Source organism: Peribacillus sp. BM1 (genome assembly GCF_056679975.1).
The window spans coordinates 966493-985267 of record NZ_CM155259.1 but is presented as its reverse complement, the minus strand read 5'-3'; the positions used below and the strand labels follow the sequence as shown (position 1 = coordinate 985267).

13 protein-coding genes and 2 pseudogenes are annotated in these 18775 nt (G+C 35.6%); 12 read left to right on the top strand and 3 right to left on the bottom strand.

Annotated features, from left to right (window positions below; translation table 11 throughout):
* The first annotated feature begins 450 nt into the window (after positions 1 to 450).
* The 7 genes and pseudogenes from AC1MGI_RS04720 (at position 451) to larE (ending at position 8002) form a co-directional block, all read left to right on the top strand.
* Positions 451 to 1203: a helix-turn-helix transcriptional regulator gene (locus tag AC1MGI_RS04720; protein WP_480348773.1), complete on the top strand. Its 753-nt coding sequence runs from the start codon at positions 451 to 453 to the stop codon at positions 1201 to 1203.
* A 336-nt stretch (positions 1204 to 1539) separates the two neighbouring features.
* Positions 1540 to 2904 (top strand): MFS transporter, encoded by a 1365-nt coding sequence (locus AC1MGI_RS04715; RefSeq protein WP_480348772.1) that lies wholly within the window; start codon positions 1540 to 1542, stop codon positions 2902 to 2904.
* 56 nt (positions 2905 to 2960) lie between these two features.
* Positions 2961 to 3812, top strand: a complete 852-nt coding sequence (locus AC1MGI_RS04710; protein ID WP_480348771.1) for a creatininase family protein — start codon at positions 2961 to 2963, stop codon at positions 3810 to 3812.
* Between the two features lie 264 nt (positions 3813 to 4076).
* Positions 4077 to 4751, top strand: a complete 675-nt coding sequence (locus AC1MGI_RS04705) for a peptidylprolyl isomerase (protein ID WP_480348770.1) — start codon at positions 4077 to 4079, stop codon at positions 4749 to 4751.
* Between the two features lie 378 nt (positions 4752 to 5129).
* Positions 5130 to 5237, top strand: a pseudogene (locus AC1MGI_RS04700) (4-hydroxythreonine-4-phosphate dehydrogenase PdxA); the annotation flags it as partial.
* Between the two features lie 254 nt (positions 5238 to 5491).
* Positions 5492 to 6838 carry a gluconate:H+ symporter gene (locus AC1MGI_RS04695; RefSeq protein WP_480348769.1) on the top strand — a complete coding sequence of 449 codons (1347 nt, stop codon included), beginning with the start codon at positions 5492 to 5494 and terminating at the stop codon, positions 6836 to 6838.
* Positions 6839 to 7192: 354 nt separating this feature from the next.
* Complete coding sequence (larE, locus tag AC1MGI_RS04690; RefSeq protein WP_480348768.1) at positions 7193 to 8002, top strand: ATP-dependent sacrificial sulfur transferase LarE; 810 nt, start codon at positions 7193 to 7195, stop codon at positions 8000 to 8002.
* Here larE and AC1MGI_RS04685 read toward each other — a convergent pair.
* Positions 7982 to 8203, bottom strand: coding sequence for a hypothetical protein (locus AC1MGI_RS04685; protein ID WP_480348767.1), 222 nt, complete (start codon positions 8201 to 8203; stop codon positions 7982 to 7984). The two genes, larE and AC1MGI_RS04685, sit on opposite strands and share 21 nt — an antisense overlap.
* A 252-nt stretch (positions 8204 to 8455) precedes the next feature.
* Between AC1MGI_RS04685 and AC1MGI_RS04680 the strand changes: the two genes are divergently transcribed.
* From AC1MGI_RS04680 to AC1MGI_RS04665, 4 genes and pseudogenes are all read left to right on the top strand, one after another.
* Positions 8456 to 10225: a PrpR N-terminal domain-containing protein gene (locus AC1MGI_RS04680; protein WP_480348766.1), complete on the top strand. Its 1770-nt coding sequence runs from the start codon at positions 8456 to 8458 to the stop codon at positions 10223 to 10225.
* A 294-nt stretch (positions 10226 to 10519) separates the two neighbouring features.
* Positions 10520 to 10666, top strand: a pseudogene (locus AC1MGI_RS04675) (4-hydroxythreonine-4-phosphate dehydrogenase PdxA); the annotation flags it as partial.
* Positions 10667 to 10705: 39 nt separating this feature from the next.
* Positions 10706 to 11959, top strand: coding sequence for a nickel pincer cofactor-dependent isomerase, group 22 (locus AC1MGI_RS04670; RefSeq protein ID WP_480348765.1), 1254 nt, complete (start codon positions 10706 to 10708; stop codon positions 11957 to 11959).
* A 797-nt stretch (positions 11960 to 12756) separates the two neighbouring features.
* The gene (locus tag AC1MGI_RS04665; protein WP_480348764.1) at positions 12757 to 14289 is read left to right on the top strand and encodes an ATP-binding protein; all 1533 of its coding nucleotides are present in this window, start codon (positions 12757 to 12759) and stop codon (positions 14287 to 14289) included.
* Positions 14290 to 14438: 149 nt separating this feature from the next.
* On the opposite strand, the gene AC1MGI_RS04660 is transcribed toward AC1MGI_RS04665, so the two are convergent.
* Complete coding sequence (locus AC1MGI_RS04660) at positions 14439 to 15629, bottom strand: coenzyme F420-0:L-glutamate ligase (RefSeq protein ID WP_480348763.1); 1191 nt, start codon at positions 15627 to 15629, stop codon at positions 14439 to 14441.
* Positions 15630 to 15748: 119 nt separating this feature from the next.
* Between AC1MGI_RS04660 and AC1MGI_RS04655 the strand changes: the two genes are divergently transcribed.
* The gene (locus tag AC1MGI_RS04655; RefSeq protein ID WP_480348762.1) at positions 15749 to 16633 is read left to right on the top strand and encodes a LysR family transcriptional regulator; all 885 of its coding nucleotides are present in this window, start codon (positions 15749 to 15751) and stop codon (positions 16631 to 16633) included.
* Positions 16634 to 17205: 572 nt separating this feature from the next.
* Here AC1MGI_RS04655 and AC1MGI_RS04650 read toward each other — a convergent pair.
* On the bottom strand, positions 17206 to 18606 hold the full coding sequence (locus tag AC1MGI_RS04650) for a purine-cytosine permease family protein (RefSeq protein ID WP_480348761.1): 1401 nt from the start codon (positions 18604 to 18606) through the stop codon (positions 17206 to 17208).
* Between the last annotated feature and the right edge of the window lie 169 nt (positions 18607 to 18775).

The following is an 18775-nucleotide window of genomic DNA, read 5'->3' as shown; positions in this document are numbered from 1 at the left end:
TATTTTCTATAGTTAAGAGATCATAGATGTATTCTTCTAATTACGATCTATCACGTTTTATGGCGCTACAAAATTTATTGCAAAAAAATAGGTTAGACAAGATATTTTAGTATAGAATATCTTGTCTAGCTAACCTTGTTCAATCAACTTTAAAACGTCATCAGCTGAATAAGTTTTACCTTCACGGACTATTTTTTTGATTACTTCTGCTACATATCCATTTCACTTTTTCATGAACTTATCTCCCAATTATTTTTTAATTTTCTTTTGCGCTGCATTAATAGCTATTAAAGAATAGAGCTACTGTTTAAGCTTGTGAAGAAAAATGGTTTTTTTGTTAGAAAGCCCCTCTTACGTACTATCACAGAGAATAGAAGCAAATACAAAAAGTCACAAAGAATGATATAATACGATCATCCTAAGGCAAAATGCATAAGGCAGGGATGATAAATGAAGGAACACCATCAAACAGATACTCCAAATTCAAATAATGGTCGAAATGGACTTACGCCTGAATACATTGATGCTGTTCATAAGCTAAGGGAAAAATTACTTCATGGAATTCAACTTGGTGACAGGGATTTGATAGCTGAATATGAAATGGATGCGCTTCATAAATTTGGAGATGACCAATTAAACATTCTTAACAGAGTCCCAAATAATAAAGTACGGTCCTATAAAAATATTCTATTATCCCACAATACCCTTTATAGCTATGCTGCTGAAAGGGGAGGGTTAAGCCCGTTGCAAAGCCACTTTTTATCAGAAAAATATGCAATTATGGTCGAGCATTCCGAGACTATTTCTGAACTAGATCAGATTCATTCAAATATGGTAAGAGAATATTCCGACCCTACAATTCGAAAATCTAAAGGTGACAACTTAACAATTGTAAAGCAAGCAGAAAACTATATAGAGATGAATTTTGCGGAGGATCTTTCAATGGAGGGAATGGCAAGGAAATTACATGTCCATCCTTCACATTTAATGCGTGCATTTAAGAAAGAAAAGGGAATCACCATTAGTAATTACCGAAATCTGAGAAGAATAAAGGAAGCAAAGGAACTTATCCTGTTCTCTAATCTTTCCATGACTGAAATTGCCATTATGGTTGGGTTTAGCAACTCTCAATATTTTTCTAGATTCTTTAAAGAAGTAGAAGGGGTAACTCCGATTGAATTTAAAAAGAAGCTGAAGAAATGATGAATAAAAGGTCTATGTACATAGTAGGACTTTTCAGTGGTGCATGAGAAATCATGCGCCTATTTATTTTTTCTTTTTGGATAGGAAAATCATGCAATTATACTATAAAAACGCGCAATTGTAGTACAAAAGTGTTTTTGCTATTCGTTGTATAGTTGTATTCAAGCACTAAGGAAAGCGCATACAACTAGGGACATATTTTAAACTGCTTTATGTAGTAAAGGAATACATTTTGTTAACTGATAATATAAGCGATTACAAAGGAGTTAAACAAAAAGTTTTAAAGCTATATAAGGATAGTATTAGCTTTATAAAAAGTAAAGAGGAGGATATTTCATGAAGAAGTTTGGAGTAAGAGACCAAGTAGGGTATGCGCTAGGAGATATTGGAGGAAGTTTCGTTAACCTATATATAAGCGGGTTTTTCTTAATCTTTTGTACTTATGCATTAGGTGTAAGCCCTTACTTTATGGGAACTATGTTTTTATTAGGTAAAGTCTTTGATGCAATTTGTAATGTGATTATGGGAACTCTTCCAGACCGTTGGAAATTAGGGAAATCGGGTAATAAATTCTTACCTTATATTAGTATTTCTAAATGGATATTAGCAGCTTCTTGTTTATTATCTTTTACTGATGTATCAAGTTGGGGATCTACAGCAATTCATGTTTGGGTAGTATTCGTTTATTTATTCTTTTGTGTTGCTTATACAGCTGACTCCATTCCTTATGGTTCTCTTGCGTCTGTTATTACAAATGATCCCGTTGAACGCACAAAATTATCTCGTGCTCGTGCGATTGGTGGTATGGTTGTTGGACTTGGATTCTTATCTTTCGTTCCAATGTTTATCTATGATAAGTCGGGATCTATAATTCCAGAAGCATTCTTCCAAATTGCCATTGTGTTTAGTATTTTATCGGTATTAGCCTATACAGGCCTGGTAAGATTAACAACAGAACGTATTCGTGATGATAAACCAGCCGGAACAAAATCCGATTATAGTTTTAAGGATGCATTTAAAGTAGCGATTAAAAATAGACCGTTAATCGGTATGATGGTTGCATCAATTGGCTCACTTCTTATGATAAATGGTGCGAGCCAATTAGCTCCCATTGTCTTTGCAGAACGTTATCATATGCCGGGGGCTTTTGCCATTAACTCTTTCATTAGCATTGGTATCACACTCGTATTATTCGCTATTGTTCCTAAACTGGTTGAAAAGTTTAATAAAAGAAATTTAGTTATTGCTACATCAATCTTCAGTTTAGCTGCAACACTATTATTGACATTGGTTACGATTGAAAATGTATACGTGTTCATGGCTTTATATAACCTTGCTACAATCGGTTCATCTGTCTTTGTTATGGTTGTATGGGCTCTTGTAACAGATTGTATCGACTATGCAGAACTTCAAACTGGAAAACATTATGAAGGAACACTTTATTCCCTATATTCCTTTTCTCGTAAAGTGGGGATGGGATTAGGCTCTGCTATTGGAAGTTACGCTTTAGGTTGGGGTGGCTTTGTTGCTGGAGCAAAATCTCAATCACCAGCAGTAGCAGAAGGCGTATTAAAAATGTACACTGGTATGCCAATCATTGCATTCATTATCATGTCGATCGGCGTAGGTTTAATCTATAACCTAAATGCAAAGAGAACAAATGAAATGTATGCAACATTAAAGGAAAGAAGAGCGTCTTAATTAGGAGTCCCCTTTATAGTGAATCCATATAAAATGAAATTGTAGGAGTGGTTTATATGCGTACTAGATTTCTTTCAAAAATGACAAATGGGGAAGTCGAAGATTATTTAGATCGAAATGATCTTATATATGTTCCTGTTGGAGTAACGGAAACCCATGGAGCTTTACCGCTGGACTCTGAAACAGTTTTAGCGGAGGCCATTGCTGTAAAGATGGCTGAAGCATCAGATGGGCTTGTTTTGCACAACTTACCTTATTTCTTCCCAGGTGGAACAATTGTTGGTCGGGGAACGATTCAAATGAGCATAAAAGATGGAATGGCTTATTTAGATAAGATTGCCAAATCATTATTAAACCAAGGCTTTAGAAGACAAATTTATATTACCAGTCATGGTCCAGCATATTTGACATTAAGTGGTATGGTTCGTGATTTCTTTGATGAAACAAAAGTGCCTGTTTTGTATATGGATGTATTAAAAGCAGCAGAGGCAGCCAATTTCAATCTGATGGATGCATTCCATGATATGACGATCGGTGCTTATAAGGTTTTAGGTAGATTAGAGGATGTTCCAATGAATGTACTTGAATCTCATTCTGTTACTTATGATATTCAACATATGTTAGTAGGAATGAGTAGGAATCCAGGTAATGCATTAGGAAAGTATGCTTATCAATCCGGCGCAGTGGGTTCGTACTTTGATGAACCATCTGATCATATGGCTACACCGCTTTTGAAAACACCCGAAGAAAGAGAAGTTCATGCAGATGCGGGTGTACAAGCGATTAATGAACTTGTAAAGGCATTGGATATGCCGACTATCGTTGAAACACTTCGTCAAGTTGATGTTTATACTAAGGATACGATTCTTCCTAAATACGGTGCACATTTGCCAGACGGAAAAGCGTAAAAGAATAACAAGTCGTGCGACTCATAATCATATGGGAATCGCACGACTTGTTTCATTTAATGGAGAAGTCTAAAGTCACAAATCCTGTTATTGATATCAATGAAACCTCCTTTTGATTCGTTACGGTAAACCGTATCATAAGTAAGGTTTTTCTGAATTGGGAGGTTAGGGTTTTCACGCAATGCCCATTTTAATGAGTTGTCGTGAATGATCTTATAGTTATATAATTAATAAACTGATTATATAGAGGAGTTGAAAAAGAATATGTTCATGCGATATAAAGTATTTTATTTTGTCTTTAGCCTGATGGCGGTAGCTTTTGTTTTGACGGGTTGTGGGACATCAACAGAAAGTGGACGATCAGAGGGGAAGACGGTAAAGGAATCAGATGAAAAAACGGATTATTCAACAGCTGTGAAAGAAAATCCAATCGTAACGATTACTATGAACAATGATGAAAAAATTATTGTTGAACTAGAGCCTTCTAGAGCTCCTAATACGGTAGCTAATTTTATTTCTTTAGTTGAAGAAGGTTATTATGATGGTCTTGTTTTTCATCGGGTTATCCCCGATTTTATGATCCAAGGAGGAGATCCTTCAGGAAATGGATCAGGTGGACCAGGATATTCTATTGAAGGTGAATTTTCTAAAAATGGTTTTGAAAATAATCTGAAACATGAACGTGGTGTCATTTCAATGGCACGGACGAGTGATCCAAATTCTGCGGGATCCCAATTTTTTATTATGGTGGAAGAAGCGTTAAATCTTGACGGAGAATATGCTGCTTTTGGGAAAGTAATAAAGGGTATGGAAACAGTAGATGCGATCGTTGCCGCTGAACGAGATTCTGCAGATAAGCCGTTAGAAGATCAGCAAATGAAAAAGATCGAAGTGGATACGAAGGGCTTTGACTACCCTGCTCCAGAAGTACAAAAATAGAGGATGTGACAGTCCAAAATCCAGTAACTTTGTTGTATACTGGGAGCTTTGATCCAACAGCTTGTTATAAGGGATTGGCAGGGAAATACAATTTGATTATATTGTAAGTATTAATATAGATAAAAGACATTTGGGCACAACTTTAATCAGGTTGTGTCTTTTTTTATTCTATATTAACGGACAGGAAAGCCCTACCTATCGTAAAATGAAACGAAATAAAATTACATGACTTGTGATTAATAAATGATAATAGTTGAAAAAATAAACGAATTAATCCAATTTGTCCACTTGACAAGATTATTCGAAGAGTATAAGATATTTTAAGTTCACAAGATGATGCGATAACCAACAGTTCCAACAAATTCTGTATTATTCTAAGCATTAAATGTAAAATATGATGCAATATTATCTATTTACCATGACCAAGGACATATTGTCGATAAGATGACAGACTTCCATAGAACGATTTCTGTTATAAATCGATTACTTTTGTAGAAAACTAAATGAATAAGTGAAAAAAAGGATTAATGGTCTTAATTCCTTCTATTTTTCTGCCTCTTTTTGTAAGCCGTTGCAAGTGTGGTAAAGGAGTTAATATAATTCAGGAACAGTTTTAGTCATTTGGTGAAAGTACAGAAATGTTGTATGTAGGAACATATCTATATCGTCATGTGTAAAAGAAACAAATTGCAGCATTTTTATTTATAAAAAACTAATAAAATTTACATCAGGAGGATATTATGCCGTTAGTAATTATTGCAATAGGGGTACTATTATTACTTATTTTAATTATGGGCTTCAAATTAAACACATTTGTTTCATTAATCATTGTTTCAGTCATCGTAGCTTTAGCGTTGGGAATGCCTATGGCGGATGTTATGAAATCAATTGAAAGCGGTTTAGGCGGGACGCTTGGTCATATTGCGTTAATCTTTGGAATGGGCGCAATGCTTGGTAGGTTAATTGCAGATGCAGGTGGAGCCAATCGTATTGCCACAACATTAATTGACAAATTTGGGGAAAAAAGAATTCAATGGGCAGTTTTATTTGCTTCATTTATTGTAGGAATTGCGTTATTTCTTGAAGTAACAATTGTATTATTAGTTCCAATTATATTCTCAATCGCAAAAGAATTAAAAGTTTCTATTGTACGCTTAGGTCTTCCTATGGTTACTGCTGCATTAGCGACACATGCTTTCTTGCCTCCGCATCCAGGCCCAACAGCAGTAGCTGCAGAATATGGTGCAAATATTGGTTTAGTTTTAATTTACGGAGTTATTGTTGCGATACCAACTGTTATATTGGCGGGTATTTTGTATCCTAAGCTTGCTAAAAAAATTGTACCGACTGCGTTTACTAGAGAAGGCAGTGAGTCTTTTGGTATTCAAAAAACATTCAAAATAGAAGAAACACCTGGTTTTGGTATTAGTGTATTTACAGCATTATTTCCGGTTATTTTAATGGCTTTAGGTGCAGCGGTTGATATGATTCAACCAGCTATGGGATTTGCTGATAATATGTTTGTAAGCATTATTCGTTTTATTGGTAACTCTTCGTTTGCTATGTTGCTTTCTTTATTGCTGGCAATCTATACAATGGGACTCCGAAGAAATGTTCCGATAAAGAACTTGATGAATTCTTGTTCTTCAGCGATTAATTCCTTGGGTATGCTACTTTTAATTATTGGTGGCGGTGGTGCATTAAAACAAGTCCTTATTGATGGCGGCGTTGGTGATTATGTCGCTAAAATATTTGAAGGATCTGCTATGTCACCTGTTTTCTTTGCATGGACTGTTGCAGCAATATTACGTATTTGCTTAGGATCGGGAACAGTTGCAACTTTAACAACTGCAGGGTTGGTTCTTCCATCGCTTGCTACAATCCCTGACGTTAACTTAGAACTAGTCGCACTTGCAACAGGAGCTGGTAGTGCAATTGCATCACATGTTAATGATGCTGGATTCTGGATGGTTAAAGAATCATTGGGAATGACTTTGAAAGAAGCATTTGGAACTTATACGGTACTTTCCACCATTGTTGCTGTATCGGGATTAGCATGTACTTTACTATTAGATTTAGTTTTTTAAAATAACAGAAGTGAAAAGGGGTTCGGAATAGTTTTATTCCGAATCCCTTTTATGTATTGAGTACGAATTTTTACGGTGAATAGTATTACAAGTCAAATGATTCATGCAATATTTTTGAAATCGCTTTACTAACTACTTTTACTTTAGTAGAAATTCGCTTATAATCAAATGGTGTTGCAAAATGCACAAATCCCTTTTAGGGTCGATAAAAATCTTTATCCCGCTTTAATGAGCAGTAAAACGCCCACTGATTGAAGTTTCACTTTTATGAAAACGGGTTGACTTTGCAGTAATAAATTTATCGAATCATACATTAAAAATCGTTTGAAAAATATAGAGATAGGTGGAATTAGGATGAATGAGAAGTATGAACGACTGAAAGAAATCTTAAAAGAGATGGACAATGTTGTTGTTGCTTTTTCTGGTGGTGTTGATAGTACGTTGTTATTAAAAGTTGCGGTTGATGTTTTAGAAGTTGAAAAAGTCTTGGCTGTTACGGCTGATTCTGAAACGTACCCTTCAAGTGAATTAGAAGAAGCTAAGAAGCTAGCTAAAATGATTGGTGCAACACATCAAGTTATTGAAACCTCTGAACTGAATATACCGGGCTACGCAGAAAATGACCGGAACCGTTGTTATTTCTGTAAAAATGGGTTGTTCGAACAAATCGTTCCGATCATGCATCAGAAGGGATTTAAAAATGTTGTATATGGTTTAATTGCTGATGATATGAGTGAACATCGTCCTGGAGTACGTGCAGCCAAAGAACATGGCGTCCGTGGACCGCTTCAAGAGGCGAATCTTTATAAAGAAGAAATTCGTGAACTTTCAAAACAATTAAGCTTGCCTACTTGGGAAAAACCTTCGTTCGCATGTCTTTCTTCACGAATTGCATATGGTGAAAGAATTACACAAGAAAAACTAACAAAGGTTGAAAAATCTGAGGCTTATATAAAAGGATTAGGGATTAGACAAGTGCGCGTTCGAACTCATCAAGAGATTGCTAGGATTGAAGTGGAGCCTCAAGATATGCAGGTAGTATTAACAAATCATAAAGATATTATGGAAAATCTTCAACGATTTGGCTACAAATATGTTACCCTTGATCTTAAAGGCTATGTAAGCGGCAGCATGAATAAAGTGTTAATAACGAGTCATAACTAAAGGAAATTTATCAAAACAGGAGAGAAAAATAGTTTCCTCAAATAATGTTGCCTTTATACCGCCATCTTTAGAAAGATTGCTGCAGATGGTTAAATGAATTTGCACAGGAGCGTCTCTATCTTTCTGAAAAGCATGACAAGGCAAACACCCGCTTGCCTGCGACCAAAACGGAAAAGGCAACATTTCTTTTACGAGAGCCAAATAATAAAATCCCTCCTGAGAGGTAAATAGATATTGGGAAGTTCTCTGCCTTAAGCCTGAGAGGGCTTTTTTATACTACTTCAAAAAAGGTAAGCTATTACTAGAGGTTGCTCAAAAATTTTGGTTCTCACGGATTATTGTATATGTGCAGGTTCTCTCGAGATGTGCTCCTCGAACTTCTAGGCTCTTTTTTGAACACGCATTACTAGGAAATATTTATATTTATTTTTGAAACAGAAGGTGAAGAGGAATATGATTAAAGCATTGGCAATTGTCCCTTATGAGGGATTGTTTGAAATGATGAAAGAGATCGGTCAAGAAGTTGAAGATATTCAATTACAAATTGAATTAGGTAATTTATATGAAGGAGTGGCTATTGCTAAGGATGCTGAAAATAATGGCTACCATGTCATAATCAGCCGTGGCGGTACAGCTTCAATGATTCAAGAGGCTGTATCTATACCAGTGATTGACATTCAAGTGTCTGGCTATGATGTATTACGTATTTTAACACTTGTAAAAGGATTTTCAGGTAAAGCCGCTCTTGTTGGATTCTCGAATATTACACAAGGTGCTGCTACGATATGTAAGCTTCTTGATTTAGACATTAAAACATTAACGATTACAAAAGATACCGAGGTTAAAGAAAAATTAACGAATTTAAAAAAACTTGGCTATGAAGTGGTGATCGGAGATGTGGTTACGGTTCAAACTGCTAAGCAATTAGGTCTAACAGGCGTTTTAATCACATCCGGAAAGGAAGCTATTATTGATGCATTAGAAGAAACGAGAAGGTCATATGGCTTATTCTCGCGGCTGCAACAGGATGTTTCATTATTGCAATCTATTCTCGACTGTAACGAACAGGCAATCGGGGTTATTAATAGAGAAGAGAAAATTATTTATGGAAATGACCGTTTCAATAAAGAATTTCATTGGATGAAATTAGAGAATTCGACAGATGTACAAAAGTTGATACAAGAAGCTGCCTTAACACGTGAAAAGCAAACAAAAACAGTTCACATCAATCAGTCATTTTGGACAATAACAGCATGTCCTAAAGAAGATGCTACTGTATTATATTTTGAAAAAGGACTTCCTAATCAAACTATTGTACAGGGTGGGGACGCGAACCTAAATGCAATAGAATTTCATACATCCGCTTCTCATATCCCTATTTCTGGGAAAAGTGAACTGATTCAGAAGGTGTTAAAGCAAATAGATCAATACAGTAAAAGTGAAGAACCTGTGTGGATATCGGGGGAAAAGGGGAACGGAAAGGAATTAGCTGCCCACTCCATTTATTTAAAAAGGAAAACAATGAATGAACCATTTATCATATTGAATTGTGACTTATTAAGTGCAGAACAACTGAAAAATCTAATGAACGAAGACTTTATTCGAAAATACGCCAATGGAGTTACGTACTTAAAAAATATCGATAAATTGAACTCTTATATGCAAAAGGAGTTATATCATATACTCAAGAATGAAAATGGTAAAAAGACGCAATGGCTAGTGTCTTCTGAGGATAATATTGAAGAAAAGGTCAAAAGTGGCACATTTCATCGTGATTTGTATCATACATTATCTCAATTAAAAATTCACATACCACCACTTCGAGAACGCAGAAAAGATATTGAGGATTTAGTCCATGTATTTATTTCAGAGTTGCGTCCAAGGTATGGAAATGAAGTGATTGGGATTCGGCTAGATGCTTTGGAAGAGATTACCGACTATGATTGGCCAGGAAATGTAGAACAACTTAAACAAGTAATCGAACAATTATTTTTACAATCGCATTCTTATTATATCGAGAAAGAAGAAGTCGAAACAGTTTTTAAACGATTAGAACAGCAAGAAAGGAATGACGCATTAACACATATCGATATAAGTGGCACATTAGAAGAAATAGAGAAACAAGTGATAACTAAAGTCCTTGAAGAGGAAGGATTAAATCAATCAAAAACAGCAAAACGTTTAGGGATTAACCGTTCTACCTTGTGGCGCAAGCTAAAATAGCAGCTTGCGTCTTTTTTTGTGTACAAAGCGAAGTATAAAATGATGCAAATAACAACGTAATAAATATTTATAAAAAATTATTTAAAAAAATTGCTAAATGCAACGTTTTGATTTATCATTACTGCTGTAAGCGTTTTTAGTGTTTGGAAATAAAACTGTATATGGAGCAGTTTAAGAAAAAGTGGTATGTTGCAGAAGTTAAATGAGCGACAAATAGAAAACTTATAATGCAATGATGAATAGACGATATGAGCCGAATTAAAAAGACGTAACCAATACAAACTATTATTGCGTGCAGAATTAACAAATATGAAAGATTTCGCAATGATGTTATCTGCTCCTGACTTAAGAGTTATTCATGTGATCACCCATATTGGGCTTATTGATGCAATCAATGAAATTAACGTTGAGTGTCAATATACAGTTATTAAATTTGCACACATATGTATAAAGAGTTGTTTAGTTTGAAAGGAGTGTAGAATGATGTCTTTCCCAAAAATTGCAAAAATAAGACAAAAATTCGAAGTAGACAGTTTAAATAATATCCCTGTAACGATTACAGAGCAGTTTCAGCATGTGAAAGCAGAGGGTAAAATTAAGCCTGATATGGAAGTGGCGATTACAGTTGGAAGCCGCGGGATTGCAAATATACCATTAATCGTCAAAAGTGTTGCTGATGAGATTAAAAAGTTAGGTGCAACGCCGTTTATTGTCCCTGCAATGGGAAGCCATGGTGGAGCGACAGCTGAAGGACAAGTTGAGGTGCTAGATGGATTAGGGGTTACCGAAGAGTCAACGGGCTGTGAAATTCGTTCTTCTATGGAAGTTGTTGAAATTGGTGTCACATCAGCTGGTATTCCTGTATATCTTGATAAACATGCTTATCATGCAGATGGAATTATCATCATGGGGCGTGTTAAGCCACATACAGATTTTAAGAAAGACATCGAGAGTGGTGTCTTAAAAATGGCATCTATTGGAATTGGGAAGCATAAGCAGGCACTTGCATTACACACATATGGCATTAAAGGAATTCGCGATATGATGCCTGAAGTTGGAAAAGTAGCAATTAAAAACTCAAACACATTGTTTGGTATCGCTATTGTTGAAAACGCACATGAGGAAACGGCAATTATAGAAGCGATCGAGCCAGAACGAATTGAAGAACGTGAAAGAGAATTGTTGGTAAAAGCCTTTGATATGATGCCAAGCTTACCATTAGAAGAAATGGATATTTTAGTTGTAGATGAAATTGGTAAAAATTATAGTGGCACGGGTATGGATACAAATATTATCGGACGAATTCGTGTATTGGGAGTAGAAGAGCCGAAAAAGCCAAGTATTAAATATGTCATCGCTTCAAATATAAGTGAGGCTAGCCATGGGAATGCCCTTGGTATTGGCTTGTCTGATTTAACGACTAAACGTTTGTTTGAAAAAATTGATTATCAAGCAATGAATGAAAATGTTGTAACGAGTACATTTTTAGATCGAGCGAAAATTCCGATCGTTCTTGATAATGACCAAGAGGCATTAAAAGCAGCTCTACGTGCAAATTGGGGCGTTGCGTCTGTTGAGGCAAGAATTGTACGTATCCCCAATACTCTTCATATTGGTGAGCTATACGTATCTGAGGTTATATTTAATGAACTAAAAGATAAAGAAAACATCGAAGTGCTAGAGGATCTGCATGAAATGAAGTTTGATGAAGACGGTTATTTCTTACCGATGTAACAGGCATCTTTTGTGAGGAGTTAAGCTTTGATAGATAACAAACATCAAAAACGGCTTTCCAAATGGAAGCCGTTTTTTGTATCTTAAAATTGCTTGGATAAATCAAGACGGAAAAGTTCACGTTCAGCGACTAATTGTGGCTAGAAGTAAAAGAACGGTTTCCTAATGATAGAGGACATAAAGGCTCACTTAAAGGATGGGTATAGATATATTGAAGAAGTTGTAGTTATAAATCGATTTGAAAAATTGCTTGAATCAATGCCAATAATGGAGTGCGGTATGCGCATCTTCCCTATAATGTTTCACATGGAACAGTTATAGGCGAAGGGATACTAAATTGGAGAAGGATGGAAATGAAGGGTGCAGAGAGAGTTGGATTGTCTAGCAGTTTTGAGACGACTATGTAGCCTACATTCTCATTAAGCCTTGTCAAGAGGCATAGTAGCAAAATCGTTTGGCTATCATTCAAACAACTCTTCTGAGCGGTCTAAAAGGGAAGCAGGTTGGGATGAATTAAAGTATATTAATATACTAATAGGTTAATGTAATCTATTCTTTTATTTTGAATGCTCCCTTTTAGCAATTTATCCCGCATTAACGGGCAGTAAAACCCCCACCTCAAGGCTTAAAGAATCGAAGGAGCGTAGGTGGGGGATAAAGAAAACCTCCAATGATTGAAGTTTCACTTTATATAATGGGAAATCCTACTTGTTTATATATAGGAGAGAAGGACTAGACAAAAGATGATAAAATAAGAGTAACAAAGAAATAAATTGAGTATAAGAGGGAGATTGAATGTGAATATAAATGTACATCATCCACCTGATTATTCATCCGTTCCACAGGATAATTTAATTTTAGAACATTATGGCATAAATGAACTAAATTTTGAGTCTATTAAAAAGTACCGAGAAAAATTCTCTGCTATTAAGCCAGATCATCCTTGGAATGGATTGGAGATGAAGGAGTTTTTATATAAAATTGGTGCATGGGGAAAGGTGCGAAACACGAATAAGGAAGGCTTGACTCTTGCCGGTTTACTGATGTTCAGTGAAGAAAGGATTATTACGGAGGTATTGCCCCAGTATTTTCTTGAGTATCGAGAAAGCTTAGAGGAAACACTAAATGAGGGGTGGTCCCAACGTTTTACTTCACAGGATGGAACTTGGTCGGGGAATGTATTTGACTTTTATTTTAAAGCAAGTACTAATTTAGTTGCTGATTTTAATACTTCATATAAAAGTAATGATTTTACTCAGTCCGACGAGATCGTTGCTATATCTTGCTTATATGAATCATTGATAAATACTTTAGTCCACTCTGATTACTATGGAGAAGGTGGGGTTGTAGTTGAAAAGGAACAGGCCTTATTTCGATTCTCAAATCCTGGTCTTTTTCGTATATCAGTAGAACAAGCATTAGAGGGAAATATAAGCAACCTTCGTAACCCTAATCTCTTTAAAATGTTTATTTTAATTGGGCTTTGTAAAAGGACCGGTTCCGGATTAAAGGGCATTGAAACGACATGGAGGCATTATGGGAATGATGCTTTTGATCTGATCCAAGACTCAGAGTCAGAGCGTACGATTCTTACGTTACATGTAACTCTAAATTTATTAGAGGAAGAAGAACAATCTGAGGCAACAATTGAAAAAGATCTTCCCTTATTTCCCGAAGAAGATGAGCTGGTAATGGAGAACTTTGACGTCTTTGAGAACTCCGAAAATGAAAAGAGTAACTCCTATAATAGTGAAATCGAAGCCGTTAATAAGAATGTTAACTACTATAATAGAGATATAGACTCCTATAATAACGAGGATAACTCTTATAATAATAACGAGAACTCCTACAATAGAGAAGATAACTCCTATAATAACGAGGATAACTCCTGTAATAGTGGTAATAACTCCTATAATAATAAAAAGCTCTCTTTTGATGATGTTTTGAACTCCTATAATAGTGAAGTGCATGCGAAAAATGAGGAAAAAACAAATATGGCGGTAAGTAATTCGACAAATGAATCAGAAGAGGAAGAAAAAAACGTATCTTCTCCAAAAGAAATAGAAGAAATATTATGGGAAATATCAGAACTTGCCAGAAGGAAAAAGCGCTTATCACCGAGCGTAATGGAAGAGATGATCGTAAGACTTTGTGCCCATAAGCCATTAATGATAAAAGAACTGGCAGATTTATTAGAGAGAACGCCTGATGGATTAAGAAATAACTATTTAGCAAAGCTATTAAATAAGGGGACAGTAAGGTTGAAATATCCAAATCAAATAAATCACCCGAGGCAAGCTTATATAACTGTTGAGAAACAAGGAAAGTAAAGCTACATCTTTCTTGCATACAGTAACTAAGTTATACGAGTATAAAAAATTATATTTTTTGACTGCATAGAATTTAAATAAGCAATACTAGTGAAGGTTAGTATTGCTTATTTCATTTATATAATTATCTAATCAATGAATCATTCGTATTATTTTGTATAGTTATCAAAATAACCTTGTATAAAGACGATAGGTGTACCTTTATCGCCGCTTCCTGAAGTTAAATCAGATAGAGAACCTATTAGGTCAGTAAGTTTTCTAGGCGTCGTACCTTGTGCTTCCATTGTTCCTACAAGATCAGAACCTTTATTGTTAATGTATTGAGAGATCGCTTGTTGAAGTTCTTCGCCTCTTAAATCAGCAAAGTTATTATCAGCAAGATATTTTAACTTTACTTCATTAGGTGTTCCATCAAGCCCTGATGTGTAAGCAGGTGATACGACTGGGTCAGCGAGTTCCCAAATCTTTCCTACAGGATCTTTGAATGCTCCATCTCCATAGACCATGACTTCAACATCTTTTCCAGTCTTTTCTTTAAGCATATGCTGTATGTTATCAACGACAGGTTGGCAGTTACGTGGGAAAAGTTTCACACTATCTTCTGTTGCTTTATTAGAGCCAAGCAGACCATAAGCTTCATTACATCCGCTGCCATCAATAGGCGCTGCTAATATGTTATCAAGGCTATAAACTTTTTCTCCACCATTTGCTTTTAATATTTTCTTCGTTCTGAATCTTGTATGAATATCACAAGTAAGAACACTTTTTGTGTAATTTAAGATGGTTTTCGCATTATTTGAGAAGATCACTTCGCATTCAACGCCGCACTCTTCAACTAATGATTTATAATATTCAATATAATCAACGCCGGTAAAAGGATGTTTATTATAGCCAAAATGATCACGGAATTGTTTTTCTGTTAATACATCTGTCCAAGGGTTAACTCCCTTTTCATCAAGAACGTCAATATCAACTAAGTGATTGCCAACTTCATCAGATGGGTAGCTAAGCATTAAAACAATTTTTTTTGCTCCTTTTGCAATACCGCGGAGCAAGTTTGAAAAACGATTACGACTTAAGATAGGAAAAATAACACCAATAGTATCTTCTGCGAATTTTGCTTTAACATCTTTAGCGATATGATCAATCGTCGCGTAATTCCCTTGAGCACGAGCTACGATTGATTCTGTTAATGTAACAATATCTTTATCATTAATGTTGAAACCTTCCACTTCTGCAGCTTTTAACACACTATCAACAACGATTTCTTCAATGTTATCCCCTTGATTGATGATTGGACAACGAAGACCTCTTACAACTGTTCCTACAACTCTTTCCAAAATGATCGCTCCTTAAACTCACAAAGTTAATTTATAGTATGTCCCTACTTGTACTATACATCGTTTTAGTGATATAAGTAAAATGGATATATCGAATGGTGGGTATAAGGAGTGCTTATATGGTAAGTAAATTAGATTTATATAAAGTATTTTATAAGGTAGGGAAAAGTGAGAGTTTTTCTAAGGCAGCAAAAGACCTTTATATGACACAACCAGCTGTCAGTCAAGCGATCATGCAGTTAGAAAGAGAATTAGATATTCGTCTATTTAATAGAACCCCAAAGGGAGTATCATTAACAAACGAGGGCAGTCTTCTATTTGAATATGTTCATTTGGCACTTAATTTAATTGATGTTGGGGAAGAAAAGATTTTAGAGTTTAAAAATTTAACGACAGGAGAATTAAAGATAGGTGTAGGTGATACGATATCTAGGTATTATTTACTTCCTTACTTAGAAGCCTTTCATAATCAATATCCTAATATTAAATTAAAGATTGTTAATGGCACAACATTAGAGATTTGTTCTATTTTAAAATCAGGAGAGGTTGATATAGCAATTTGTAATTTCCCCCTTGATGATTCTACATTAGAACTTATTCCATGTATTGATGTCCACGATATTTTTGTTTGTGGGGAGAAATATAAGAATAGCTTATCTAAGCCAATAAGCCTTAATGAAGTAGTAAAGCTGCCCTTAATATTACTCGAACCGAAATCGGTTTCCAGAAAGTATGTTGAGGATTTTATGATATCTAAAGGTATTAAGATTTCGCCAGAATTTGAATTAGGCTCCCATGATTTATTATTGGAGTTTGCTAAGATAAATTTAGGAATTGCATGTGTGACAAAAGAATTTTCCCAAGAGTATTTAAATAATGGATTAGTGTATGAAGTTCAATTAATGGAGGAAATACCGAAGAGAAATATCGGTGTCTGTTTTTTGAAAAGTGTACCCTTATCGCCAGCTTCAACGAAATTTGTTGAGATCATAGAAAATAAATAAGTATAAGTACATGTTCAAAAAGGAGGATAAAAAGAGCCGAGAAGTTCGAGGAGCGCATGGAGTAATACGTGAGGACCTTAGAGACAGAACTTTGAAGCAATTCGCAAGCTTTTTTACCGGACTTTTTGAACTACCTCTATAAAGAGTATTTCTCTAAATTAGTATTTCAACCATTTAATTGTTGGAGCCTCGAGGACTTTTAGATACCAAAAGGGGGTAGCCAGACTTAGTCAGTTTGGCTACTCCCTTTGACTCTTATGCAAAAGAATTGAATGGTGGTTTAAAGGATAGGACTTTACGAGTAAACCTGAAAAAGATTGCTAGCTGAGCATAATGAGGAATCTGACAACATAATTCCTCTCTTTTAACCTGCATACTTTAAGCACCTTTTTACTTGTATATCCCCCCTGAATCGATTCCAAGTCTCAACTTGGATAAAACGTAGAGAGAAAATAGCGAGAGACAAATCAAGTGCCCAATAAAAAGGCTATCCGGAAGGGGGGATACCGGGGAGAACAAGAATAAAAAATTAGGAGACTGTAAAACTCAACTTACTAATTAAATAAAAATTTTTATGCAATACGATCTTCCTTGTGAATGTCATTAGGTTCGCTTTTATAATAGTATTTTCCTTTTGTGAAAATTGCTATAATGACTGTAAGTATAGCTGCTAGAATCGCCGCAAAGAAGGCTGCAGTACTTTGTAAGAACGCTCCCATATATCCTGATGCTGCTATTGTCCCTAGGCCGCTTGCAATTAGTAAAGATACGACTCCAACGGGATTCCATTTATATAAATACCTCTGCCGTGCCTCATAATAACCAGGTCCAATTTTCAGTAATTTTTTCACAACCATGGCGTCAGTGACTAATATGGCAGCCCAAGCCAATAAAAAGACTCCCTGGAATGTCATAGCTGTATCCAAATGATCCACTATGTCAAATAGCATTAAAATGATCGCGGATATACCTGATACAATAACCCAGAATCGTCTGCCAGGTGTAAATTTAAAGATGTTTTCGAAGAAGTTAGACAATGATAAGGAACTGCTATATATATTTGTCACATTAATTCTCAATTGGGTTAGCATGGTGAATAATGCTCCTCCAATACCAAGAAGCAGTACGATGTAAACCCCTGGATTTGGTTCGCCCAGACGAACACCAAACCATATGCCAAGACCACCCATGACACCAAAACAGAAAATCTGTGGAATAAATCCAATCGCAACCGATCCTACTTTGATATCTTTTGGTTTAAGGAAACGGGCATAGTCCGAAGCAAGAAGGGCCGTCAAACCCATGATCCCGTGGTGCATGCCGATACAAAGCAATAAAGCTTTACCCCCGACTTGAACGCCATCCGGCATATATGTCCAAAAACTCCCTTCATATACTGACGGTGTGTAAATGGATACAATGATTGCGGTTACCAAAAAAACAGCAAAAATAGGTAAAGACCACTTTTGTAATTTATCCAATTGTTTTATACCAAACCAATTCAAAGGGATAACGATTGTTCCGAAGAGAACGATTAGCACCCATTGTGGAATGACCGGGAAGAAGGTATGAATGGCTGAAACTAAAATCAAGCCTTCAAACGCACAATACATAATGAAGTTTGTTGCATAAATGAACGAGGTTAATGATGCGCCTATATAGCCAAATCCGCCCCCTCTGGATAATAAATTGACGTTCATACCGGATTTTGCTGAAAGATAAGCAATGAATGTTCCGAGTATACCGGCTACGATTATCGCATATATGGAGGATATAATGGCATTAATGGCTCCGAATTTAAGCGCCATAACGCTTCCCATTTGAAAATAAAAAATGGCTGTTGCTATACCAAAGGTAATATTTGTAATACTTAACCAACCCATATTCCTTTGTTGCCGTGGCACTCTATCTAATGAATAATCATCTTTCATTTCTTCTTTCACTTTGTGATCTGTTACATTGACAGATCTCATACGTATCCACTCCTTTTTGTGTATTATTTCACAAATTAGTTTCTGGCTGCTATGCACAGATTCATCATCTCGCTACATTCTATATTCAATATATCAATATAACTAGGAAATTATCAAACGTCATTATTGCGGTTGCTTGGTGTTTAGACTACTAAAAGTCCGCTACATC

Excerpts from the sequence above, each read along its gene's own strand:
- AC1MGI_RS04680 (WP_480348766.1), top strand. The coding sequence starts at position 8,456 with ATGATTAAAGCATTGGCAATTGTCCCTTATGAGGGATTGTTTGAAATG.
- AC1MGI_RS04720 (WP_480348773.1), top strand. The coding sequence starts at position 451 with ATGAAGGAACACCATCAAACAGATACTCCAAATTCAAATAATGGTCGA.
- AC1MGI_RS04715 (WP_480348772.1), top strand. The coding sequence starts at position 1,540 with ATGAAGAAGTTTGGAGTAAGAGACCAAGTAGGGTATGCGCTAGGAGAT.
- larE (WP_480348768.1), top strand. The coding sequence starts at position 7,193 with ATGAATGAGAAGTATGAACGACTGAAAGAAATCTTAAAAGAGATGGAC.
- AC1MGI_RS04670 (WP_480348765.1), top strand. The coding sequence starts at position 10,706 with ATGATGTCTTTCCCAAAAATTGCAAAAATAAGACAAAAATTCGAAGTA.
- AC1MGI_RS04695 (WP_480348769.1), top strand. The coding sequence starts at position 5,492 with ATGCCGTTAGTAATTATTGCAATAGGGGTACTATTATTACTTATTTTA.
- AC1MGI_RS04655 (WP_480348762.1), top strand. The coding sequence starts at position 15,749 with ATGGTAAGTAAATTAGATTTATATAAAGTATTTTATAAGGTAGGGAAA.
- AC1MGI_RS04710 (WP_480348771.1), top strand. The coding sequence starts at position 2,961 with ATGCGTACTAGATTTCTTTCAAAAATGACAAATGGGGAAGTCGAAGAT.
- AC1MGI_RS04705 (WP_480348770.1), top strand. The coding sequence starts at position 4,077 with ATGTTCATGCGATATAAAGTATTTTATTTTGTCTTTAGCCTGATGGCG.
- AC1MGI_RS04650 (WP_480348761.1), bottom strand. The coding sequence starts at position 18,606 with ATGAGATCTGTCAATGTAACAGATCACAAAGTGAAAGAAGAAATGAAA.